The organism is Coraliomargarita algicola (genome assembly GCF_033878955.1).
GTDB lineage: Bacteria > Verrucomicrobiota > Verrucomicrobiia > Opitutales > Coraliomargaritaceae > Thalassobacterium > Thalassobacterium algicola.
In genome coordinates, this window is sequence record NZ_CP138858.1 from 2,823,810 (window position 1) to 2,846,451 (window position 22,642).

The window sequence follows — 22,642 nt, forward strand, 5'->3', positions numbered from 1 at the left end:
CCATGCAGCGCGCACTCATCATTGACGATACTCCCTCTCTCATAAGCGAAATTCGTCACATGTTAAAAGGGGAGTATGCAATCACCTCCGCCCGCAGCCCCATCCGTGGTATACGCCGCGCCATCAGCGAAGAAATTGGCCTAGTCATCACCACCTTAAAGATGCGTGAAATGGGCGGTCTGGATGTAATTCGCCGCCTGCGTAGTCGCGGATACCAAGGCTGCATCGTCATGGTCACTGCATTCGGCGATGCCTCAACCGCGCAGGAAGCGATTCGACTCGGAGCTACCGACTATATCACACGCCCTCTGGTTGCTGCCGAACTCATATCACGTCTAGCCCGTGCGTTAAAGAAAACCGACTCCGACAGCATCCCGCCCTTGCAGTCCATCGAAGAAGACATCTGCACACAAGACCCCGAGATGATCGCGCTCCTTGAGCTCGCACATCTAGCCGCCAACACCGACAGCCGCATACTAATTCTCGGAGAAACTGGCACGGGCAAGGAACTACTCGCGAAAGCGATTCATCGCTACAGCCAACGTGTCAAAAAACCCTTTATAGCAATTAACTGTGCAGCGATCCAGGAAAGCCTGCTTGAGAGTGAACTGTTCGGACACGAACAAGGCGCATTTACCGGAGCACTCAGCCGGCGAATCGGACGCTTCGAACAAGCGGGCACGGGCACGCTTTTTCTAGATGAAATCGGGGAAATCTCCCTAGCTCTACAATCAAAGCTTTTGCGAGTGCTACAGGACGGGGAATACTATCGCGTGGGCGGCAATCAAAAACTAAAATCGCGGGCGCGCATCGTGGCCGCCACCAATCAAACACTCAGGCAAAGAGTGGAAAGTGGCGATTTCCGGGCCGACTTATTTTATCGTCTAAATGTAGTTAGTTTAAAACTACCGCCGCTACGTCAACGCCCTGGAGATGTCAGCTTACTGGCAAATTTCTTCTTTCAGCGTTTCAAAAGCGACAGCAGCCTCGCAAAGCGCTTTTCAGAGCGGGCACTCGAACAACTTAAACGCTACAACTGGCCGGGTAATATTCGAGAATTAGAACATCTGGTCGAACGATCCAATATTCTCATCCGTAAGCATGTAATCGAACTAGAAGACCTTCCGCAGCATATTCAACAAGCGCCGCAAAAAACCAATGTCCCGCTGGGACTCAATGTTGAAACCGCTCTCAATTTTTCTGATGCTAAAACACGCTTCGAAAAAACCTACTTCAATAATATTCTCGAGCAATCTGGAGGCAATTATGCACTGGCTGCGAGAATGGCTGGAATGGAGCGCACCGTCTTTTATCGCAAAGCTAAGAAGCTTTTAGCGAACTAAAGCATCCAGTATCTAAAGGTAGACTGCAGCATAGTATTGTTGCTAAAATAGCAACATCGTTGTTTAATTAGCAACAGTGGCACATGCCTATAGCAGCAAAAACATCTAAAGCATAATCAACTGGTATAAAAGGACTTAAATAACAACTTAGCGTTTTATCGAGAGATATTCAAAGGTTGGCACCACACTTGTTAATAGAGGAAACGCATCCTACAAATATTAACAAACATACAAGCAACAGAATATTCTGCTGATACAGCTAAATTATAATGAGTCTCTCAAAGCCTATTAAAGTCGCCCAATTTGGATTGGGCCCCATTGGAATCTCCAGCCTGCGCCTACTAGCTCAAAAGAACTGGGTCGAAATCGTCGGCGGTATCGACATACGACCTGAACTGATCGATCAACCACTTTCAGACGTAGTGGGCGATCCATCTGTGGGAACAGCTAAAGTCTACGCATCATTTGAAGAATTTATTCTGACCAATGAAGTCGATGCGGTCGTGCACACCGCCGGATCTCGCGCCACGGTATCCTTCGAGCAAATACGCCCAATGCTCGAGAAGGGCATCGCCGTCGTCTCTTCATGCGAGGAGCTACTCTACCCCGCACTGCGCGCACCCAAAGAAACTGCTGAAATCGATCAACTGTGCCAAAGCACGGGGGGCCGCGTGCTCGGCACTGGCGTCAACCCTGGATTTGTGTTGGATGTCATGCCCGCCTTTTTTAGCGGCGTGTGCGCTTCGGTATCTGGGGTCTATGGTGAACGCGTCGTAGATGCCTCGACTCGTAGACAGCCCCTACAAAAGAAAGTAGGTAGTGGCTTAGACCCGGAAGTATTCAAAGCACTGGCAGCCGAAGGCAAGGCTGGTCACGCTGGATTCCAAGAATCATTGGCATTACTAGCCAATGCGCTCGGTTGGGAACTGGGACCGATCACAGAAACAATCCAGCCAGTGATTGCCAAAAAGCCAATACGCACGGACTACTTCAGTGTCGAACCAGGCCAGACTGCGGGACTCCACCAAATTGTATCCGCCGAAAGTAAAGAGGGCTATCCGATCCACCTGGATTTAAAAATGTACCTCGATGCAGAAAACCCACACGACACCATTCGCCTAGACTCCAATCCTCCCATCGAGGCAACCGTCACAACTGGAGTGGCTGGAGATATCGCCACTGTGGCTGCATTGGTGAATGCGATACCGAGCCTGCTAATTGCAGCGCCGGGCGTACGCTTAATGACAGAACTATGCGTGCCACACTGCCGCGAAAGCTTATCTGGCATGCAATCTGCGTGTGAGCTCACCCTTAACCACTAAATCAGTAATTATTCGACTACCATTATGAACACAAAAAACAAGCACCACACACACACACACACACACCATAATCGCAGGCACACTACTCGCTGGCTTACTTGCCGGCAGCCATGCCTCAGCTCAAGTTAGTTATGATACAATTAGCTCCAGCTACACGGAAGACTTCAGCTCAGGGCTTCCCGCTGGAGCGGCGACACCGACCTGGACCGACAATAGTATCTTCACGGGCTGGTACGCCTATGAAACTGCAAACAGTGCAGCACCCAGCAACTACCGCATCACCAGCACTGGCGACTCTTCAGCTGCTCAATTGTATCAATATCGTTCCAGCGCCTCGTCAGTCGATGGAGCCTTGGGCACACGCCCCTCAGGTACAACTGGCGACATGATGCTAGCCCTGCGCTTAACAAATAATACAGGTTCCACACTCACAGAGTTTACACTGGGATACACGGGCGAGCAATGGTTTGAGAGCGTGACCGAACAAAATAATCAATATGTCGTTTCTTACCAAATCGGCACGATTGCCGACATCTCCTCTGGCTCTTGGACTGAAATCGAGGCACTTGAATTCAACACCCCCAAAGAAACGGGGGCCGACGATACGCTGATCGGATCTGATGCTGAAAATCAAGTCGTACTATCCGCTGAAACCGTCGCTTCAATCGTATGGGAAGATGGAGAAGACCTATGGATTCGCTGGTTCGACTCCAATAGTAGCGGCTTCGACCAAGGCATCGCGATTGACGACGTCTCCTTCAGCGCAATACCAGAGCCATCCCACTATGCCATCCTACTAGGCATGGGCGCTCTAGGACTGACGGCTTGCCGACGCCGTATGTAATTAAATCGAAAAGCATTCCGGCCGGGGTAGCGAACTAGACGCACCCCGGCCGTTTTTCTATCTTCAACCAAGGACCTTTCAGCAAATGATCTCTAGACGCCTGATATCCGTTTTTCTTTCTACCTTCGCAGCCATGGCACCAATGTGCGCAGACGTTCTTTACGAATGGAACTTCGACGATCTACCAAGCACCAATTTGACCCAGGCAAGTTCTAGCGGAAAGATCAAAGCGGACTGGAATCTCGATTTTGATGACACAATGACCAATGGTTTCGGGCAACTGATCGTCCGCAGAACTCCTGATGGTGCCGCCAATACATATGTCCCAATCAGTGCCAAAGCGTACCGCGAAATTGCAGATGAAGTGTGGATACAAGCCGATATCGATGGCTGGCATTTCAAAGGAAAATCCGCCTCAGAAACAATGCGCCTGGGCATCGTTCATATCACCGACGAAGAGCGTCCACATGTCTTAGCGCAAATCATCCTCGAGCGCACGGACAGCCACCAGGTATCCATCGCGGCGGAGGCTTTTGGCGAAGCATCTAAATCCATGGCTGCGTTGCCAATATTCGACAGTGAACAAAACGATGCTGTCAGCTTCGTGCTCTACGTAAACAAGAAATCAAATACTTTTAAACTCCACTACAGAATCGACGAAGGCCCTTATCTCTACCTCGGCGAGGGCACAACCAGCCCTAATCGTGAAATACGCTATTTGCGCTTGGGCTTCTCCGGCTACTTCAACGCTTCCGGTGAAGCGCTCCGGATCGATCGTATCGCTTACCTTAGCCATAACCCAATCGAGAGCGCACAGTGAGTCATTTACTGAAATCGATCCCGCTATGGTTCTTCATGGGCGCACTGGCGCTGTCTTGGTGGGCGGGGCGCCATTCGTCAACGGTCTGGGTCGTCGAGTCTTATTCGCTGGATCGGGCGACCGCAGAAAAGCGAATGCAAAAGGTCGGCGCACCTTCGTTTTTAGCCGTCGAAGATTCGATGCTGTGGAAACTTAAAGACGCCTCCATCACACGAGCGCCTGAAGTGACTCAGGAATGGGTGATTGAAAGCAACGACGATGGTGACACCTTCTCTCACCTAGAAGCGCGCTACCACCGTGGCATGTGGTCGCTCTTTCCTGCATTTGTCACGATTGTACTCTGCTTCTTAACTCGCGAACCTGTGACTTCCTTACTCGGCGGCATTTTTTCAGGAGCTTTGCTGCTGGGCGCGTACGACATCATGTCCGAGGTCTTGATTCCCGGACTAACGAGTTCATCCGCAGCACTGATCATTGTGCTCTACCTGGGTCTATTGGGTAGCATGCTGGGTATCTGGTCGCGTAACGGTGCGGCACGGGCCTTTGCTGACTGGGTGACTTTACGCTTCGTGCGTGGCCCCAAGACCGCCAAGCTGACTGCATGGATTCTCGGCGCTTTTTTCTTTCAAGGCGGCACCATTAGCACACTACTTGTCGGCACTACTGTTAAACCTGTAGCTGACAAGGAAAAGATAAGTCACGAAGAGTTATCCTATATTGTGGATTCGACGGCCTCCCCGATTGCGGTGCTACTTCCTTTCAATGCCTGGCCGTTCTATGTGCAAGGGCTCATTTTTGTGGGCGGCATTTCCGCATTGGCGACCGAAGAACTACGTGTCGGTTTCTTTTTCTCTTCGATTCCTCTGTTTTTCTATGCGATCCTGGCAGTGCTATTTACATTCCTGCTCAGTATCGATCGTCTCCCTTGCATTGGCCAGTCTTTCAAAAAAGCGATTCGTCGTTCGCGTGAAACGGGTGAACTGGATCGCCCCGGTGCCACTCCGCTACAAGCTTCGGAGTCGTTGCAAGCATCCGATGTGCCCGAGGGCTACCGTCCGGCCGCCTTTGAATTTGTTTTGCCGCTGGTGCTGATTATAGGGATCGCAGTCGGCACCTACGTGGTGCTCGATTCTCCAAATGTGCTATGGGCTTTTGCCGTTGCGGTCTTGGTCGGCGCACTCACTAGCCGCCTGCGTGGTATGACACTTAAGCACTTAATCGAAGGCGTCACTGCTGGACTGCAAGGCGTCGTCTACGGCGCAGTCATTCTACTCTTGGCGGTCGTGATCGGTGGACTCAGTCGCGAAACCGGCGGAGGTCTTTTTCTGGTAGATTCTCTGGGGGCCGCCCTTCCTTACCAAATGCTACCGCTCTTACTATTTGTACTCACCATCGGCATCGCCTTTTCGACCGGGACAAGCTGGGGCACCTTTGCAGTCACTTTCCCACTGGCCATGCCACTGGCATGGAGCCTCGCCCAAAGCGGCGGTCTGGAGCATCCTGTGCTTTTCTTGCAAATTTGCTTTGCCGCGGTGATCAACGGCAGCGTATTCGGCGACCAGTGCTCGCCCATTTCCGATACCACGGTTCTTAGCTCGCTGGCGACTGGTTGTGATCTAATGGATCACGTTAAAACTCAAATCATCCCCTCTTCGATCGCCGCCGTGATTGCTGTCATCGCTTGGACTTTCTTGACCTTCTTTGTATAGCAATCAGTCCGACCACCAAAACTGTCACCATTTTTTTGATACACTTTTATATGAACCTGTTCAGCCCACGCACTCTACTCTCAGTCAGCGCAATTGGCCTAGCTTCGCATATTTACGCGGATACAGTGATCGTCAATGAATCCGATCCGGAAGTCCGTAGGGAAGTCGATGTTCGATTCGGTCCGGGAGCGGATGCTTCCTATTTCGCACGTAATGGAATGGTGACCTCCTCCTCCAATCACGCGACTTTTGCGGGACTGGAAATACTTCGTGCGGGCGGCAACGCCTTCGATGCGGCTGCAGCGGTGCAGATGGTGCTCTGTGTCACCGAGCCATACGCCAGTGGGCTCGGTGGCGGACTCTTTGCCATGGGCTATGATGCCGACTCGGGTGAAATATTCGCACTGGATGGGCGGGAAGAATCGCCCAAGGCATTTCATGCGGGCCGCTTTAAAGATGATGCGGGTAAAGTAATGCCCTTCCGCGACCGTATCACCGGTGGCAATGCAGTCGGGGTGCCCGGCACGCTGGCGGCTTTTATTAAATTACAAAACGAACACGGCAGCATGAGCCTGGCCGAAATCTGCGAGCCTGCCATTCGTATCGCGCGTGATGGCTTTCGCGTGCCCGAGACTTTTGCCGCCAACTTAAAACACCACTGGGACCGTATTTCGCTCTTTCCAGAGAGCCGACGTTTATTCAGCCGCCCGGATGGCAGCCCCCTGCAAGCCGGCGACCTCCATACAAATCCGGAGCTGGCAGATACCTTGACACTCATCGCACAAGAAGGCGCCAATGTCTTCTACCACGGAGCGATCGCCCAAGACATCGTGCGCGCCGTGCAAACAGACCCAGTTCAAGCGGGCGTACTCACGATGGAAGACCTGGCACGTTACCAGCCGCTCGACCGCAGCCCTGTCGCAGTGAGCTTCGATCAATACTCGGTCTATGGCATGCCCATGCCATCCAGCGGTGGTGCCACTCTCGGCCTGATGCTAAACCTGGTGCAAGCCCATGGCCTCGAAAACTTACGATGGGGCGATGCCGATACCTTCAGCCTCTTGCTCAATATTCAAAACCTGGCCTTCGCCGATCGTAATCATTACATGGCGGATGCGGATTTCGTCGATGTGCCAGTGGATGGACTGCTCGATCCTGCGTACGCCAGCGAGCGCGTCGCACTGATTCAATCCACCCAAGCCATCCCCACCCCGATCAAATATGGCAAGCCTGCTGGTGCCGTTGCGCCCCCCCAAGCACAGCAGCTGCAACACGAAAGCCAATCCACCACCCACTTCTCAGTCGTCGATCGTGATCGTAATGTAATCTCCATCACTTCCACCCTCGAGCAACACTTCGGCTCCGGCGTCGCCGTGCCAGGACGCGGATTTTTACTGAATAATGAGTTAACCGATTTCAATTCAACACAACACGACAAGGCAGGCGAACTCGCCGCCAATCGCCCCACACCTGGCTTACTGCCCCGCCGCACTGCCTTAGGCGCGGCGGCCGACACACTCGGCGGCAAGCGTCCACGCTCCAGTATGAGCCCCACTATTATACTCAAAGACGGACAACCTTATCTGGTAATCGGCTCCCCCGGAGGCAGCCGTATCATCGGAGTGGTCTTCAACGCACTGCTCAACACGCTGGTATTCGATTTCGACCTACAAGCCGCCATCAATGCACCTCGCGTGATCGGCCGCAATGGTCGCCCTGAAATGGAATCGCCGCTCTATCGCGATACAACATTACGCCAAGAACTCAAAGAACGTGGTTTCAAAATGGTGGACGCCCAAGCTGCAGGCTCCGTGCAAGCCATCCGCGTGAATCCAAACGGCTGGCTGGAGGGCGCAGCTGACCCACGCCGCGAAGGCCTCGCGCTGGGGTATTAAAGGCCAAAAAATCCACTTGCTCTCGACGCAGCGTTAACATTCTTTCTGTGCCCGATCTACCAAAATGCTCAGGCACTGCTTCAAAATCCTCTTGCTCCTACTCAGCGGCTGGTTACTTACCGGACCGCTGGCTTTGCTGCAGCTGGGTGCCTGGGGCTGGATGCTAGCGAGCTACTCACAGCAAAGCTCCTTAGAGCAAGCCATCGTAGAAACTTTCGGCGATGAGCGCCCCTGCGACCTTTGCCGTGTGATCGACGCGGTCGAAGAGACGGAATCCAATAACGACACGGCTCAACGCAGCGATAGTAAAGACATCAAACTGATGCTCGGCCTCAGTCGAGCCATTGAAGTGATCGTGCCCACACAGGCCTATGCGCCCAAGGCAGCGATTGTATGTAAACCTGAGAATGCCCAGCAAAGGGTGCCCACGCCCCCACCGCGCGTGGCTTAAAGACACACTAGCATTCTCAAGTTAATTGTCCATCCATGGGGAGACAACGCTCTGTCGTTGCCTGCCAATGGACGGAATGCCGCCCTTTCTGACCGCGGCAATCATCAAGCAGGCCCTGTAATCGATTCAAAACGGGCGCTGCTCAAACATTACAAAACACATACAAAATGAAAACTTCTACCCAATTCATCACACTCGCTCTCACACTCACTGCGGCCACAACCGCGCACGCCGCACCAGCCGCACCGGTCTTTAGCTGCTGCAGCACTGAGGAACATCAACACATCGCCCGCCCCGATGACCACGCCCCGATCTCTGTCATGGGCGACCATACTCACAGTAAAGGCGGCTGGATGCTCTCTTACCGTTACATGAACATGCAAATGGACGGCATGCGCAATGGCACAGAGCGCGTCTCTTCCAGCGATGTGTTTGCGGCCGACGGCGGCTATACCGTAAGTCCGGAATGGATGACGATGGACATGCACATGCTCGGCGCGATGTATGCGCCGACCGAAAAGCTCACTCTGATGCTGATGGCCAACTACATCGAAACCGAGATGGAGCACAGCATTGTCTCACAGATGGCGGCCAACATGATCAACGGCGGCGAAACCGAGTTTACCACTCAATCCAGTGGCCTAGGCGATCTAAAGCTGAGCGCACTCTACAGATTCTATTTGCAGGACAACCAAAAGGCCCACTTCGGCCTAGGGCTCAGCCTACCGACAGGATCCATCGATGAAAAAGATACACTGCCCGCCATGGGAGGTGCAGTCAGCCAGCAAATGCCAGCCTCCATGCAACTAGGCTCGGGCACTTTCGACCTACTCCCCTCACTGACTTACGTGCAACAATTTACAAACTGGTCATGGGGCGCTCAGGCAAATGGCACGATTCGTCTTCAGGATGAAAATTCCAACGACTACCGACTCGGACACAAATTCGAGCTATTGAGCTGGGCAGGCTACAATCTCACCGACTGGCTTGGCTTGAATGGCGGCCTCAGCTACGGATATGCAGGTAAACTTAAAGGCGACCAAAAGGATGTAAATCTAATGGGGCCCAATGGACGTTCCGTCCCCACCGCCTTCAATGAAAATAGCGGTGGCGAGCGTATCGACGTCCTACTGGGCATCAACCTACTCAAGCCCAGCGGTCGCTTTGCCGGGCATCGCCTCTCACTCGATCTGCGCCTACCGCTCTGGCAAGACCTGAACGGCTACCAACTCGAGACCGACTCGACCCTCACTCTGGGCTGGTCGAAGGCGTTTTAAAGTAGAACCACCGTGGCGTGTTCGTAAAAGGACTTCCAGTATTTGCGAACACGCCACCATTTCCCGCTTCTCTAAAGCGTTGATCATAGCGCGATAGATTTGACAATTCGCCAAACTGCCACGATGTAGGCAGCTATGTTACGTCGCTATTCCTGCCTGATCAGCACGATCATGGCCTCCATTACTCTGATTCCCCTCGCCGCAGAGGAAGCAATCTCACCTACCCAAATCACTGAACAGGAATCTTGGAATGGCTCGGTCTTTCGTATCGAAGATACCAAAACCCGCGTCAGTATCGCATCGGTCAAGCTATCCGTAAGCGACCTAAAGCCGGAAGACGGCAACCTGGTCGGCGAATACACCATTCAGGTGCCGCTCATGCAGTCGAAGAACGACAAAGGTAAAATCGTGCTACCACTCGAGTTCAGCATGGACGAGCTTGGGGCCAAAGGCGGCACTCTACGCGGGCAAGCAATCAGCTACAAAGAAGGCACCACCCCCAACTTGATTATCTGCGAAATCATCCCCAACAAAAATCAGCGCGTGCTGCTGGATATCACCACCGACGACCGCACCCTATCCTTTAAGTCTCGCTATTCCATAGTAGAGACCTCCAACGACAGCTAACTCACTGCTCACCTCGACTTAAAATGACAGACACCGACCTCGGCCCTACGGGCGAAATTTGCTTCGACCTGCCCTCTCCTTACGAGCCCCACCCCTGTGGCCTGCTGCACTTGCCGCGCTTCATTGCAAAATGCCGCAAGCACTTGGCAGGCGAACTGCCCAAATCCTATCAGAAAAATTTCTGCCGCGGCTTTGATCGCTTTCTCTGCATGCACCTCGGCATCGACCCGAAAGATGTGCTCGAGGCCGTGCTGCAAGCCGGCGACGACGAAGACCTGCTGGATGAATTACTCGATCAGCTCTTTCCCGAAGACTTACAAGTCGTCAAATGGAACCGCGAAGTCGTGCACAAGGGCCAAACTGAAGCCGGCCGCGAGTTTCTAGCAGAGTCCCTCACCAATATGGGCACTCCGGAAATGATCGGCAAAGTCGACAGCGTGATGGACATGATCGATTTCGACGAAGGCCGCATCCCAGGCTTCTCGGATGAGCGCCGCAAAAAGTGGGAAGCAAAGCAGTGAACGTAGGGGCGCCACTTGTGACGCCCGCGTTGTGATAGCTGCGATGGATCGGCGGGCGTGACAAGTCGCGCCCCTACAATTTGCATTGTAATTTGGCAACGACTCGATCAATTCCAGCACACCATTTGACCTGTTGCGTAAATGGCCTGATCTTTAACACCCTATGCAAGCATTTACCTTCGAAACCTCCAAGGGATCGATCTACATTCGTCAAATCGAACATGGGGACATCCCTCACTTAATCGAGATGAACAAAAAGGCGTTTCCGCTCATGGCGGAAGAAAACGTCGTTTGGAGCGAGCGCCAGCTACAAAACCACCTGCGCCTCTTTCCTCAGGGACAATTGGCAGCCCTGATCGACGGCGTCATCGTCGGAGCCACCGCCTCGCTGATCGTCAACATCGGCCGCGATCCCTATCGCGCCCATACCTACGCCGGCATCACCGACGGCGGCTATTTTCACAACCACGACAGCAGTGGCGACACGCTCTACGGAGCCGATGTTTACGTCGACCCCGACTACCAGGGGCGCGGCATCGGTGCGGCTCTCTACGAAGCACGCCGCCGCCTGTGCAAAAGCCTCAACCTACAACGCATTCTCGCCGGTGGTCGCCTGTCCAGCTACGACGAAGCGCCCGGTGAGCTCTCACCGGAGGCCTATGTGCAAAAAGTCATCGACGGTGAGATCCGCGACCGTGTTCTGAGTTTTCAACTGCGTGAAGGCTTCACCGTGCGGGGCATCTTACGCAACTACATCACCGATCCAATGAGCCGCAACTATGCGAGCCTGATCGAGTGGCTGAACCCGAACTACTCACCCGCAGAGCCCTCCTCCAAGGTGCGGATCGCCTGCGTGCAATACAAAGTCCGAAAAATCGACACCTTCGAGGACTTTGCCAATCAAGTGGAGTATTTCGTCGAAACCGCGGCCGACTATCGCGCCGACTTTGTGCTCTTTCCTGAATTTTTCTCGGTGCAACTACTCTCCGTGATCGAGCCACTGCCAGCAATCGACGGCATTCAAAAACTCGCCGACGAGTTCACCGAGCCCTTTGTCGACTTAATGTCGCGCATGGCCCGCAAATACGGAGTCTACATCATCGGCGGCAGCCACCCGATCCGCCACCAAGATAAATTACAAAACGAGTGCCTGATCTTCGATCCAGATGGGCGCTATATCGCCCAGCCGAAACTGCACATCACGCCCGCCGAAAAACGCTATTGGGGCATTTCCGGCGGACACGAACTCATCGTGCTCCCCACGCCCAAGGCTAAGATCGCCGTGCAAATTTGCTACGATGTCGAGTTTCCCGAAGCCAGCCGCTACCTAGCCGACCAAGGCGTAGAAATCCTCTTCGTGCCCTACTGCACCGACGACCGTCACGGCCAACTGCGCGTGCGCTACTGTGCCCAGGCCCGCGCCATCGAAAACCAGATCTTCGTAGCGACCGCCGGCATCATCGGTAATTTGCCCAGCGTGCCAGCCATGGACATCCATTACGGCCAAGCAGCCGTCTTCACTCCGTCGGACTTCGAGTTCGCCCGCGACGGCATCCAAGCCATCGCCGATTCCAACGTCGAGACCTTACTCGTCACCGACATCGACACCGAAGACCTCTACCGCTCCCGCGCCAGCGGCTCCGTCACCCCGCGCCTCGACCGCCGCACCGACCTCTTCGAGCTCAAAGTGAAGCTCAAAAACCTCGAAACGCACAGCGAGCTCAACGAAGCCCCCGAATTCGAGTTGCCGAAGTAAAAACGTAGGGGCTTCATTGATGAAGCCCGCCAACAAGCGCTGAAGCGCTCACTCGTACCCTAAAACCCACGCCCCCTCCAATCCCAATTCCAATTAGCAACAGCCACCCCAGCCAATAAGCAGGCGTAATCATTGGCCAACTAGGTCGATCTACGCTTCAAACAAGCATAAGATTCAGGCAGCTTAACCGCGCCTTTATCATGGATGCCTTTCTTCTATCACGCCTGCAGTTTGCTGCGAATATCAGTTTTCATATCCTCTTTCCCACCATTACGATTACGCTGGGTTGGTTGCTCTTATTCTTCAAGCTGCGCTTCGCCCGCACGCGTGATCCGAAGTGGATGGAGTTGTATTTCTATTTCACCAAGGTCTTTGCCCTGAGCTTTAGCATCGGGGTGGTCACGGGGGTGACCATGTCCTTCCAATTTGGCACCAACTGGCCGGGCTATATGAATACGGTCGGCAATATCGCGGGCCCTTTGCTGGCTTACGAGGTGCTCACGGCTTTCTTCCTGGAAGCGACTTTTCTGGGCATCATGCTCTACGGCTTTCGCCGCGTGCCGGGCTGGTTTCATACCTTGGCGACTTTTCTGGTCGCGGGCGGCACGACGCTTTCGGCCTTTTGGATTCTGGCACTGGATAGCTGGATGCAAACGCCGGCCGGCCATGTCATGATCGACGGCGTCGCCCATGCCGAAAGCTGGTGGCATATCGTGATGAACCCGTCCATGCCCTACCGTCTGGTCCATACGCTACTGGGCTCGGGGCTGACAGTCGCCTTCCTCGCCGCCGGTCTGCTAGCCTACCGGCGACTCAAAGGCGACGATCGACCCGCCGTTCGCACGGGGCTGCGTTGCGCGCTCTTTCTGGCTGTGTTGCTGGGGCCGCTGCAAGGAATCGTCGGCGATCAACACGGGCTCAACACCCGCGACTATCAACCTGCCAAACTGGCCGCCATGGAAGCGCTGTGGGAAACCACCGAAGGCGCCCCGCTGGCGCTGTTCGCCCTGCCCGATGAAGATGCGCGCGAAAATCACATGGAACTGGCCATCCCCAAACTTGGCAGCTTGATCATTACCCATGATCCCAATGGAAAGATTCTGGGGCTGAATGAATTTGAGGGGCTGCACCCACCGGTCAGTCCAGTCTTTTGGAGCTTTCGTATCATGGTCGGGGTCGGCCTGCTGATGATTGCGGTCGCGAGCCTCGGCAGCTATTTCCTGATTCGCAAAAAGGAGCTGCCTAAGTGGCTCTTACGGGTTTTACTAGGCATGACCTTCGCCGGCTGGGTCGGCACCTTGTCCGGCTGGTATGTGACAGAGATCGGACGCCAGCCTTGGTTGGTCTACGGCATCCTGAAGACCGAAGATGCGGTGGCCGACCTGCCGCCCGCGCACGTGGGTCTGACGCTGACGGCCTACTTGGTCACCTATCTAGTGCTGGGGCTCGCCTACGTGGGCTCGCTCTTCTACCTCGCACGCAAGGCCATGAAAGAAGAACCTCAACAAATTCCGGCATGAACATGGAACAACTCACTCAGGGCGAGCCGCTCGCTTTCATCTTCGCATTTTTAATCGGCCTCTCGATGCTGCTCTACGCGATCCTGGATGGCTACGATTTGGGCGTGGGCATCCTCTCTTCCATCGTCGATGAAGCGCATCGCGACCGCATGATCGCCTCCATCGGCCCCTTCTGGGATGCCAACGAGACCTGGCTGGTGCTCGGCGTGGGCCTGCTGCTGGTCGCATTTCCGGCCGCGCACGGCGTCGTGCTGACCACCCTGTATCTGCCAGTCGCAGTGATGTTGCTGGCCTTAATCTTCCGCGGGGTCTCCTTCGATTTCCGGCGCAAAGTGGCCAAGAAAAAGCAAGCCGCCTGGAATCGTAACTTCTTTATCGGCTCACTCCTGGTCGCTCTCAGCCAGGGCTACATGGTTGGACGCTTCATCATCGGCTTCCAAGAAGGGCTCACCGCTCAACTGTTTGCCTGTTTCTTCGGGCTGCTGGTGGTGGCCGGTTATGTGCTGATGGGGGCTTGCTGGCTGATTCTAAAAGCCGAAGGCGAACTGCAAGAGCGCGCCGTAGGCTGGGCGCGACGTGCGATTTGGACCATGGTGCTGGGCGCCATCCTCAGTAGCCTGACCGCCCCCTTCGTAGATACCCGCATCTACGACCGCATGTTTGCCTTTCCGGAAGTCACCCTGTTACTAGCGATGCCGCTAATCTCGATCATGCTGACACTACTCATGCATTTCATCCTAGGGATTCTGCCCATGGAAAACGACCGGCTAGCGTGGATGCCGCTCGCCATTTCCATCGCCATCTTCGTGCTCGGCTTCCTCGGACTGGTCTACAGCTTTTACCCTTACATCATCCCCGGCCAGCTCCTCATAACCGATGCCGCCGCCGCGCCGGAATCGCTCAAAATCATCCTAATCGGCACCGCCGTAGTCTTACCCTTCCTCATCGGCTACACCGCCCTCGCCTATTGGATCTTCAAAGGCAAAGCCAGCGACCTCAGCTACGATTAAGACCGACACATCTCAAAAATCATCACATCTGCCTTGACTTATCGTATATCTACGATATGCGATAAGTAATATGGCAAGTACCAAACACGCTCTTTTCCCTGAAGAACAAGTCTCGCTGGCGGCCTTTGCGGGTGCGCTGGCACATCCGGCGCGCATTGCCATTATCGGCCTGCTACAGGAGCGCAAAGAGGTCTGCTGCGGCGACATCGTGAAGGAGCTCCCACTCGCACAAGCCACGGTCTCACAACATTTGAAAGCGCTGGACAAGGCGGGACTGCTCCACCTCCGCGAATGCGGTCCCAAGGTCTGCTACTCCCTCAATTGCGAGGCGATTCGCAGCTTCTGCCACAGTTTTCAATGCACACTCGGCACCGATCAAGCGGACCACAGTGCAGAACTTGAGCCTGCCTCGGACTGCGCGAACCGCCGCAGCTGATACCTTTCCCCAAAAAACAAAGACAGTCCATATCATGAATACGCAATCGACTCCACAAACCAACACCAACTCTCCCCGCGTGCTCATCATTGGCGGTGTCGCAGGCGGCGCCTCCGCAGCGGCACGCCTCCGCCGCCTGGACGAGCAGGCTTCTATCACTATGATTGAGCGCGGCCCGGACGTCTCTTTTGCCAACTGTGGACTGCCCTATCATATCGGCGGCGAAATCGAAGAACGCGAAAAGCTCTCGCTACAAACACCGGAGACCTTGAAAGCGCAACTCTCGATCGATGTGCAAGCCCGCACCGAAGCGGTCTCCATCGACCGCGCAGCCAAAACAGTGCGTGTCCGAAATCTGGATACGCAAGCCGAAGAAACGCTCGGTTATGACAAGTTGATCCTCTCCCCCGGCGCATCTCCGCTAAGACCACCACTGGAAGGCATCGACCTACCGGGAATTTACACCCTGCGCAATTTGCAAGACATGGATCGCATCAAAGCGGCGGCCGCATCCGCTCAAAGTGCGCTGGTCATCGGCGCAGGCTTTATCGGGCTGGAAATGGCGGAACAATTGATTCACCTGCAAAAGGACGTCACCCTGGTCGAACTGGTCGAACAGGTGCTCCCACAAATGGATCCCGAAATGGTTCGCCCTGTTGAGCAGGAACTAATGGATCACGGAGTCAAACTTCGCCTGGGCGACGGCATCTCCGGCTTCAAAGCTGCCGAAGGCGGCGGGCTGATCGCTCAACTAAACTCAGGGCAAAGCATCGCAGCCGACCTCGTCATCCTTTCCATCGGTATCCGCCCCGAAAATCAACTGGCGAAAGAAGCCGGACTGGAACTGGGCGCGCGCGGCCACATCAAGGCCAGCCCATACATGCAGACTTCCGACCCCGACATCTACGCAGTCGGCGATGCCAGTGAAACCATTGACCCGATTCTCGGCGGCCCAACCGCCATCGCTCTGGGTGGACTGGCCAATCGACAAGGTCGCACCGCAGCCGACCACATCATCCTCGGCGACCAGGCCAAACCCTACCCCGGCTCGATCGGCACCTCGATCGTGCGGGTGTTCGATGTCGCAGCCGGCGTGACTGGTCACAGCGAAAAGCGCCTCCAGCAAATGGAGGTCGATTACCAAAAGACCATCGTCACCGACTTCAACCACGCCAGCTACTTCCCGGGTGCGACCCACCTCACTGTTAAATTACTCTGGGAAAAGTCGACCGGCCGCATTCTCGGCGGTCAGGCCAATGGCTTCGAAGGGGTGGACAAGCGTCTGGATGTATTAGCCACCGCCATCAAGGGGCAACTCACCGTCGACGAATTGGAACACCTCGAACTGGCCTACGCGCCTCCTTTCGGCGCAGCCAAAGACCCGCTCAACACAGCTGGATTTTCCGCCAACAATATCCGCAGCGGTCGCGTAAAGCCGATCTTCAGCCTGCGCGAAGCCGAAGGTACCCAGCTCATCGATACGCGCCCGGCTGCAATGGCGCAGCTCAAACCGATCCCCGGTGCCCGCAACATTCCTTTCCCTGAATTACGCAGTCGTATTGGAGAACTGAATACAGAAAAACCAGTCACCACCATCTGCGCACTCGGCAAGATGAGTTACTTCGCAGCACGCATACTCGCGCAACACGGCTTCGACGTGCAGGCACATGTCGGCGGCTGGAAAGTCGAGCAGCAGTCACAAGCCCCCCAAGCCGACTCAGACAATTCCCCGGACACGAACTCCGCTAGCAACGAGCAAGCCGCAAGGCCCGCCTCCGAAGCAGCCGCGCAGGAAGTCATCCAACTGGACTGCACCGGCATGGCTTGCCCCGGTCCAATCCTGCGCGTCAAAGAAGCGGCTGCACTGCTAGAGGTCGGTCAAGTGCTGGAAGTGCGCGCCTCCGATGCGGGCTTCAAGAACGATTTACCCGCCTTCTGCAAAGCCAACGGTTACGAATGCCTGAGTGTTGCCAAAGACAAAGGCATCGTCACCGGCCGCCTTGCACGCGGAGCGGCATGCCCGGTCGCCAGCGCCGCACCGGCCAAAGCGGCTAATGGCGCGACGATTGTGGTCTTTTCCGGCGAATTGGACAAAGCCATGGCCGCCTACGTCATCGCCAACGGAGCCGTAGCCATGGGCGGCAAGGCCACCCTCTTCTTCACTTTCTGGGGACTCAATGTCTTGCGTAAAGACCCCGCGCCTCAAATCGCCAACAAGAGTTTCATGGATAAAATGTTCGGCTGGATGCTGCCGCGCGGTGCCAACAAACTCCCGCTGTCTAAAATGCACATGGCCGGCCTCGGCACTTGGATGATGAAAGACCGCATGGCCGGCAAAAACTTGCCCAATCTCCCGGGACTCATGGAAGACGCCCGCAAAGCCGGCATCCGCCTGGTGGCCTGCACCATGTCAATGGAAGCCATGGGCATCCGCGAAGAGGAGCTGATCGACGGCGTCGAGCTCGGCGGCGTCGCCGAATACCTGGGCGCCGCCTCCGAAACCAATGCCAACCTGTTCATCTAATGCAGCGCACAGCCATAGACCTCACGTCAGCCAAAGCATCCAATTCTAAGCAATCTCCTCCACTTTGAACATTATAGCATTTCCCAAAAGTCTTTGCGCTTATACTACAACATAAGAATTTAGAATATGCTTAACGGCTAAAGCCCAATGTCTTTAAGGATTGGTGACTTCTATAGTTTTGACAACTCGTTTTGACTGGGCAACTTTAGTTTTTGGCCAGTCTTTTGTGGGTTGTCGTAGGGTTCTGGGGCAAGTTCTAGGTCTTCGTTTTTTAATAACGGCATCATATATAAGATCATCTAAGAGTCGCTGTATCCACTGAGCCAGCGCTTGCGGGGTGATCAAGTCTGCACCGACTTGCAGTAGCTCGCACAGTGCGGCTGTCTTGTGCAAAACCTTGGCAAAGCTGATGCGCAAGGGCTCAACGCCTGCGGCAGAAGCGACGCTTTGGCGCTGCTTGGCGATCAGCGCGGCCGCTAAGAGCATCGCGAGCACTTCTTGGGCTGCGGTTTGCGGAGTGAGTGCGTCAAGTAGTTCTCCGCGGGCGTGCAGGTGGCTTTTGAGTTCTCGGAAGAATAACTCTTCCTCCCAGCGTGCGGCGTAAAGGGCGATCAGTTCTGTGGCTGGGCTGGTGGTGTCATCGAGCAGACTCGTCCACAAGCGTATTTGAAGACACGAACGGTGACCATTCTGGTCTTCATAGCAGACTCGACCATAGATCTCACGTAGTTCGAGGACCCCCACCTTCTTGCGTGTGGATGGATCAACCGCTTTGACTTCGACTAGCCATGAACCATCCGCGAGTTGCCGCGTGCGCTTGGCTTTGAGATTAGACTTTATCCGAACCAGAACGTGACTGTGTGTGCGCCGGAGCATTGACCAGAGTCCCCAGATCAGCGAAGGATAACCGAACAGTCGGTCGGCTAAAAGCAGACTGCGCTCGGGCAGATCCTGAGCCGCAAACAGTTGCCGCGCGAGTGTCAACTCGCCCTCGCCTTGCCAGCCTAAACGGGTGCCCAAAGGTTGGTGCATACCCAATTCCACCAGGACAACTGCCAGCAAATGCGCGAAAGCAGGTTCACCGCTACCGCGGTTGCAAGCCACTTTTGAAGCCTGTTCATTAATGGTTCCGGTATTACGTAAATTGAAACGAGTCCCGTCGATGGCCACCAACCGATATGCATGATAAAAGGCCTGCACATCTCGCTCACGGTCGGCTAACGGACGTAGCGCGATAGGCAGTATCTCTTCGATCAGCTTCTCGCCAATCGACAAGGCCCGCTGGCTGAGCGCGCTGTCCGAGATGCGCACTCCGGATACGCCTTGGTATTAGACGAGAAAGTACCCGAACGTGCCAACTCATGGTAGACCCTGGACATCAACCATTCCCAGCCATTTAACTTGGCTTGGCCACCACCGCGAGGACCGTGCTGCGCGAAAATCAGAGCGCAACTCTCACGGCTAAATAGCTCCTCAAAGGCAGCTGGAAAATTAGAAAACAACGGGAAACACAAGGAGGTGGATGCGCTCATTCATACAAAAGAAGCAATCGTACTAAAAGTACGAGTCTTAAATGATTGCGCTAACTAAAATCCAATCCTTAAAGGCATTGGCCTAAAGGCGGGACTCCAACGCTTAGCTCTCAGATTTCAAATCCCGGGTCATCAGCTGCTGCATCGCAGTCAGTGGCTCTAGGCCTTCGTAAAGGATCGCATGAATCACAGCAAGAATCGGCGCTTCGACTTTCTGCTCCTGACAGATACGATATAAACACTCGGTCGCCAGGTAGCCTTCGACTACCGATTTTTGACCATCGACAATCGCCTGCGGCGCTTCGCCCTCGCCGACTCGTTGTCCAAAAGTGCGGTTACGACTCCACTGCCCCGCGCAAGTCGCGACGAGGTCGCCGAAGCCGCTGAGTCCAAAGTAAGTTTCCTTTTGCCCGCCCAGCGCGACGCCCATCCGCACCATTTCATTCAGACTGCGAGTGAGCAGGGCCGCCTTGGCATTGTCGCCCATCTCCAGACCATCACATAGACCGGATCCGATGGCATAGACATTCTTCAAGGTGCCGCCTAGTTCGGTGCCACGCACATCATCGGAAAGATACGCGCGCAGGCCGGTATTACTAAAAGCTTCCTGGTAGCGCTCTGGCTGCTCACAGTCGCTGCCCACAGCCAGCACCACTGCGGTGGGCTTGCCAACGGCCACCTCGCCCGCGAAGGTAGGGCCTGAAAGCACGCCACAAGCAAGACCTGGCAATTCTTCGGCGACGATTTCAGCGGGTGTCTTCAGGCTGTCTAACTCCAAGCCCTTACACATAATTAGAGCAAGCTTGAGCTGCCACGCCGCCTGCAAATGCGGCTTGATAGATGCACAAAGTGAGCGCAGCGCCTTGGACGGGCAGGCGAGGAAGATCACTTCCGCCTCCATTAGCACCGGCCCGATCTCACAGCCGATCTGGATCGTGTGTGGCAATTTGTAACCAGGCAAATAATCTCGGTTTTCCCGTCTCGATGCAATGTCGAGCGCGTGTTCGATGCGCCGCGGCACCAATGTGACAGAATGACCACAACGATCGAGATGTAGAGCCATCGCGGTGCCCCAAGCACCGGCCCCTAAGATACAACAATTCATAAAAGTTTGGTTGGTGAATAATTAACGTAAATTTACGCTTATTAACGATTGAAAATGCGGCGTGAAAAGCGAATCTGAATACTTGAACTTCGTTTGACAACCCTTTGTCTTCTCCGAAACCAATGCTCCGTTATATTTACCGTTGGCGCTACCGGCGTGCTCAAAAAGCCGGCTCCTATAAGGTACCGTCGGATCGCAACGGCTACTCAAATGGTCGTGTCAACTTGGGTAGCTACATGTCACAACCTTCTGTGCGCGGACGCACCTTTGATCGCTTCGATCTGCCTCGAAAACGGCGCAAGGGCTTGGCGATCTTGATCGTGATTCTGCTCGCCTGCCTCTTCGGATGGATCGTAGTTGAAAGTATTGCAGCCTTTACGATTTTAAAAAACTAGCGAGGCTCCACCTTCTTAATCTTATCCAACTCCGGTTTTACCTTATTGGTATAGCAGGTAGGACAGACGCTATGACTGAAGCTGGTGCCGGTGCGCTTGGAAAGGTATGTTTCCACCTGCTGCCAGTAGTTGTTATCGTCGCGCACCTTTTTACAGTAGGAACAAATCGGGAGCATGCTTTCCAAATCCTGAATCACGGTCGCATATTTCAAAATACGCTCAGCCACCCGTAGTCGCATCCAAATCTGATCGCGGTCGAGCGGCTTGGCTAAAAAGTCGTCGATGCCGGCATTCATCGCCTCCATATAGGTATCCTTGCCCTGCACATTCGCAGTCAGCAAAATGAAATAAGTGTATTCCGTTGCAGAGCGCTTGCGCACCTTACGGCAAAAGTCGAGCCCGTCCAGTTTGGGCATCAGCCAGTCACTGACGATCACACGCACCGGCGACGCATCAAATGCGTCCCAAGCATCGGCACCATTATCGAAAGCCTGCACCTCATGACCAAACTGCTTAAGCGTCGTGCTCAATAACTTGCGAGAAATTTGATCATCTTCGGCGACTAGAATTTTCATGTAATAGTTAGATTAAAGGCCGAAAGACCGAGGTCAAGTTATCTGGATTTACGAAAGCGCCCCGATCAGCGTCTCAAAATCTGCGGGCAGGGGCGCTTGAAACTGCATCAACTCGTCGCGGTCGGGGTGCTGGATATGTAATTCAGTGGAGTGCAACATGACCCGTGGCACCGTAATGCCCACCAAACGGGCGGGCTTAAAGCCATAGGTGGTGTCGCCTAGCAAAGGGAAGCGAATTTCGCTCATATGCACACGTATCTGGTGGGTGCGCCCCGTATGAATCACACAACTAATCCGCGAAGCTTTCTGCTTATAGCGCTCTTCCACTTTCCAGTCGGTATGCGCGGGCTTTCCGCTATGCACCACTGCCATGCGAGTGCGCACCACGCGATGCCGTCCGATCGGTTCCTGAATCGTACCACGACTCACTTTAGGCTGCCCGAAAACTAAGGCAGTGTAGCGCTTATACGTTCGACGCTCACTAAATTCAGCGGCCAACTTATGGTGCGCGGTGTCATTCTTCGCGATGATGATGAGTCCGCTGGTTTCTTTGTCCAATCGGTGCACGATACCGGGTCGATTGGGCGCACCGATCGTGCTCAAGTTCTCTCCACAGTGGTGAAGCAGGGCATGGACGAGGGTATTATCGCCCGTGCCGCTGCCTGGATGCACGATCATACCAGGAGCTTTATTGACCACTAGGATCGATTCGTCCTCGTAGATAATATCAAGCGGTAAATCGACCGCGATCGGTGAGGCATCAAAAGTGGGCTCTTCTAAAACGGCTCGCAGTACGCCCTCGCGGTTGACTTTAAAACGCTTATCAATGGTCACTCCATCGAAGGTCACTTGCCCGGCATCGAAGGCACGCTGCAAGCGAGCACGGCTAATGTCGTCAAATTCGGAGGCGAAGATCTTATCTGCGCGTCCAGCTTTGGCCCCCGCAGGCACCGTAAATTCTATGATTCGATCAGACATTG

20 protein-coding genes are annotated in these 22,642 nt (G+C 54.5%); 16 read left to right on the forward strand and 4 right to left on the reverse strand.

The genetic code is table 11. The features are described from left to right. Nucleotides 1-2 precede the first annotated feature (2 nt). The 15 genes from SH580_RS11420 to SH580_RS11490 all read left to right on the forward strand — a co-directional run bounded on the left by SH580_RS11420 (nucleotide 3) and on the right by SH580_RS11490 (nucleotide 18,055). Nucleotides 3-1,343, forward strand: a complete 1,341-nt coding sequence (locus SH580_RS11420; protein WP_319831007.1) for a sigma-54-dependent transcriptional regulator — start codon at nucleotides 3-5, stop codon at nucleotides 1,341-1,343. Nucleotides 1,344-1,612: 269 nt separating this feature from the next. Further along, the gene (locus SH580_RS11425) at nucleotides 1,613-2,665 is read left to right on the forward strand and encodes an NAD(P)H-dependent amine dehydrogenase family protein (protein WP_319831008.1); all 1,053 of its coding nucleotides are present in this window, start codon (nucleotides 1,613-1,615) and stop codon (nucleotides 2,663-2,665) included. A 385-nt stretch (nucleotides 2,666-3,050) separates the two neighbouring features. Then, a complete protein-coding gene (locus SH580_RS11430) occupies nucleotides 3,051-3,509 on the forward strand; it encodes a PEP-CTERM sorting domain-containing protein (RefSeq protein ID WP_319831009.1) in 459 nt (152 codons plus the stop codon). Nucleotides 3,510-3,594: 85 nt separating this feature from the next. Next, nucleotides 3,595-4,329 carry a hypothetical protein gene (locus tag SH580_RS11435; RefSeq protein ID WP_319831010.1) on the forward strand — a complete coding sequence of 245 codons (735 nt, stop codon included), beginning with the start codon at nucleotides 3,595-3,597 and terminating at the stop codon, nucleotides 4,327-4,329. Beyond that, the gene (locus SH580_RS11440) at nucleotides 4,326-6,038 is read left to right on the forward strand and encodes a Na+/H+ antiporter NhaC family protein (protein WP_319831011.1); all 1,713 of its coding nucleotides are present in this window, start codon (nucleotides 4,326-4,328) and stop codon (nucleotides 6,036-6,038) included. The genes SH580_RS11435 and SH580_RS11440 overlap by 4 nt, the downstream gene beginning before the upstream one ends. A 50-nt stretch (nucleotides 6,039-6,088) precedes the next feature. After that, on the forward strand, nucleotides 6,089-7,933 hold the full coding sequence (gene ggt, locus SH580_RS11445; RefSeq protein ID WP_319831012.1) for a gamma-glutamyltransferase: 1,845 nt from the start codon (nucleotides 6,089-6,091) through the stop codon (nucleotides 7,931-7,933). Between the two features lie 91 nt (nucleotides 7,934-8,024). Continuing rightward, entirely contained in the window at nucleotides 8,025-8,384 is a 360-nt protein-coding gene (locus tag SH580_RS11450; protein WP_319831013.1) for a hypothetical protein, read from the forward strand. Nucleotides 8,385-8,551: 167 nt separating this feature from the next. Further along, nucleotides 8,552-9,661, forward strand: a complete 1,110-nt coding sequence (locus SH580_RS11455) for a transporter (protein WP_319831014.1) — start codon at nucleotides 8,552-8,554, stop codon at nucleotides 9,659-9,661. 135 nt (nucleotides 9,662-9,796) lie between these two features. Continuing rightward, nucleotides 9,797-10,288: a hypothetical protein gene (locus SH580_RS11460; RefSeq protein ID WP_319831015.1), complete on the forward strand. Its 492-nt coding sequence runs from the start codon at nucleotides 9,797-9,799 to the stop codon at nucleotides 10,286-10,288. Between the two features lie 23 nt (nucleotides 10,289-10,311). Continuing rightward, on the forward strand, nucleotides 10,312-10,809 hold the full coding sequence (locus SH580_RS11465) for a DUF5069 domain-containing protein (RefSeq protein WP_319831016.1): 498 nt from the start codon (nucleotides 10,312-10,314) through the stop codon (nucleotides 10,807-10,809). 163 nt (nucleotides 10,810-10,972) lie between these two features. Continuing rightward, nucleotides 10,973-12,565 (forward strand): GNAT family N-acetyltransferase, encoded by a 1,593-nt coding sequence (locus tag SH580_RS11470; RefSeq protein ID WP_319831017.1) that lies wholly within the window; start codon nucleotides 10,973-10,975, stop codon nucleotides 12,563-12,565. Between the two features lie 200 nt (nucleotides 12,566-12,765). Continuing rightward, entirely contained in the window at nucleotides 12,766-14,085 is a 1,320-nt protein-coding gene (locus SH580_RS11475) for a cytochrome ubiquinol oxidase subunit I (protein WP_319831018.1), read from the forward strand. Nucleotides 14,086-14,087: 2 nt separating this feature from the next. Further along, a complete protein-coding gene (locus SH580_RS11480; RefSeq protein ID WP_425607160.1) occupies nucleotides 14,088-15,095 on the forward strand; it encodes a cytochrome d ubiquinol oxidase subunit II in 1,008 nt (335 codons plus the stop codon). 70 nt (nucleotides 15,096-15,165) lie between these two features. Further along, on the forward strand, nucleotides 15,166-15,531 hold the full coding sequence (locus tag SH580_RS11485) for an ArsR/SmtB family transcription factor (protein ID WP_319831019.1): 366 nt from the start codon (nucleotides 15,166-15,168) through the stop codon (nucleotides 15,529-15,531). Between the two features lie 34 nt (nucleotides 15,532-15,565). Continuing rightward, a complete protein-coding gene (locus SH580_RS11490) occupies nucleotides 15,566-18,055 on the forward strand; it encodes an FAD-dependent oxidoreductase (protein WP_319831020.1) in 2,490 nt (829 codons plus the stop codon). Between the two features lie 153 nt (nucleotides 18,056-18,208). Here SH580_RS11490 and SH580_RS11495 read toward each other — a convergent pair whose 3' ends face one another. Further along, complete coding sequence (locus SH580_RS11495; protein WP_319831021.1) at nucleotides 18,209-19,366, reverse strand: IS4 family transposase; 1,158 nt, start codon at nucleotides 19,364-19,366, stop codon at nucleotides 18,209-18,211. 324 nt (nucleotides 19,367-19,690) lie between these two features. Beyond that, nucleotides 19,691-20,692: an NAD(P)H-dependent glycerol-3-phosphate dehydrogenase gene (locus SH580_RS11500; RefSeq protein WP_319831022.1), complete on the reverse strand. Its 1,002-nt coding sequence runs from the start codon at nucleotides 20,690-20,692 to the stop codon at nucleotides 19,691-19,693. 122 nt (nucleotides 20,693-20,814) lie between these two features. Between SH580_RS11500 and SH580_RS11505 the strand changes: the two genes are divergently transcribed. Next, nucleotides 20,815-21,087: a hypothetical protein gene (locus SH580_RS11505; RefSeq protein ID WP_319831023.1), complete on the forward strand. Its 273-nt coding sequence runs from the start codon at nucleotides 20,815-20,817 to the stop codon at nucleotides 21,085-21,087. On the opposite strand, the gene SH580_RS11510 is transcribed toward SH580_RS11505, so the two are convergent. Together SH580_RS11510 and SH580_RS11515 are read right to left on the reverse strand one after the other, a co-directional pair. Further along, nucleotides 21,084-21,662 carry a response regulator gene (locus tag SH580_RS11510; RefSeq protein ID WP_319831024.1) on the reverse strand — a complete coding sequence of 193 codons (579 nt, stop codon included), beginning with the start codon at nucleotides 21,660-21,662 and terminating at the stop codon, nucleotides 21,084-21,086. The genes SH580_RS11505 and SH580_RS11510 overlap by 4 nt on opposite strands. Before the next feature lie 48 nt (nucleotides 21,663-21,710). Continuing rightward, nucleotides 21,711-22,640 (reverse strand): RluA family pseudouridine synthase, encoded by a 930-nt coding sequence (locus SH580_RS11515; RefSeq protein WP_319831025.1) that lies wholly within the window; start codon nucleotides 22,638-22,640, stop codon nucleotides 21,711-21,713. Nucleotides 22,641-22,642: the final 2 nt, after the last annotated feature.

Excerpts from the sequence above, each read along its gene's own strand:
- SH580_RS11420 (WP_319831007.1), top strand. The coding sequence starts at position 3 with ATGCAGCGCGCACTCATCATTGACGATACTCCCTCTCTCATAAGCGAA.
- SH580_RS11425 (WP_319831008.1), top strand. The coding sequence starts at position 1,613 with ATGAGTCTCTCAAAGCCTATTAAAGTCGCCCAATTTGGATTGGGCCCC.
- SH580_RS11430 (WP_319831009.1), top strand. The coding sequence starts at position 3,051 with ATGATGCTAGCCCTGCGCTTAACAAATAATACAGGTTCCACACTCACA.
- SH580_RS11435 (WP_319831010.1), top strand. The coding sequence starts at position 3,595 with ATGATCTCTAGACGCCTGATATCCGTTTTTCTTTCTACCTTCGCAGCC.
- ggt (WP_319831012.1), top strand. The coding sequence starts at position 6,089 with ATGAACCTGTTCAGCCCACGCACTCTACTCTCAGTCAGCGCAATTGGC.
- SH580_RS11455 (WP_319831014.1), top strand. The coding sequence starts at position 8,552 with ATGAAAACTTCTACCCAATTCATCACACTCGCTCTCACACTCACTGCG.
- SH580_RS11460 (WP_319831015.1), top strand. The coding sequence starts at position 9,797 with ATGTTACGTCGCTATTCCTGCCTGATCAGCACGATCATGGCCTCCATT.
- SH580_RS11465 (WP_319831016.1), top strand. The coding sequence starts at position 10,312 with ATGACAGACACCGACCTCGGCCCTACGGGCGAAATTTGCTTCGACCTG.
- SH580_RS11470 (WP_319831017.1), top strand. The coding sequence starts at position 10,973 with ATGCAAGCATTTACCTTCGAAACCTCCAAGGGATCGATCTACATTCGT.
- SH580_RS11475 (WP_319831018.1), top strand. The coding sequence starts at position 12,766 with ATGGATGCCTTTCTTCTATCACGCCTGCAGTTTGCTGCGAATATCAGT.
- SH580_RS11480 (WP_425607160.1), top strand. The coding sequence starts at position 14,088 with ATGGAACAACTCACTCAGGGCGAGCCGCTCGCTTTCATCTTCGCATTT.
- SH580_RS11485 (WP_319831019.1), top strand. The coding sequence starts at position 15,166 with ATGGCAAGTACCAAACACGCTCTTTTCCCTGAAGAACAAGTCTCGCTG.
- SH580_RS11490 (WP_319831020.1), top strand. The coding sequence starts at position 15,566 with ATGAATACGCAATCGACTCCACAAACCAACACCAACTCTCCCCGCGTG.
- SH580_RS11500 (WP_319831022.1), bottom strand. The coding sequence starts at position 20,692 with ATGAATTGTTGTATCTTAGGGGCCGGTGCTTGGGGCACCGCGATGGCT.
- SH580_RS11505 (WP_319831023.1), top strand. The coding sequence starts at position 20,815 with ATGCTCCGTTATATTTACCGTTGGCGCTACCGGCGTGCTCAAAAAGCC.
- SH580_RS11510 (WP_319831024.1), bottom strand. The coding sequence starts at position 21,662 with ATGAAAATTCTAGTCGCCGAAGATGATCAAATTTCTCGCAAGTTATTG.
- SH580_RS11515 (WP_319831025.1), bottom strand. The coding sequence starts at position 22,640 with ATGTCTGATCGAATCATAGAATTTACGGTGCCTGCGGGGGCCAAAGCT.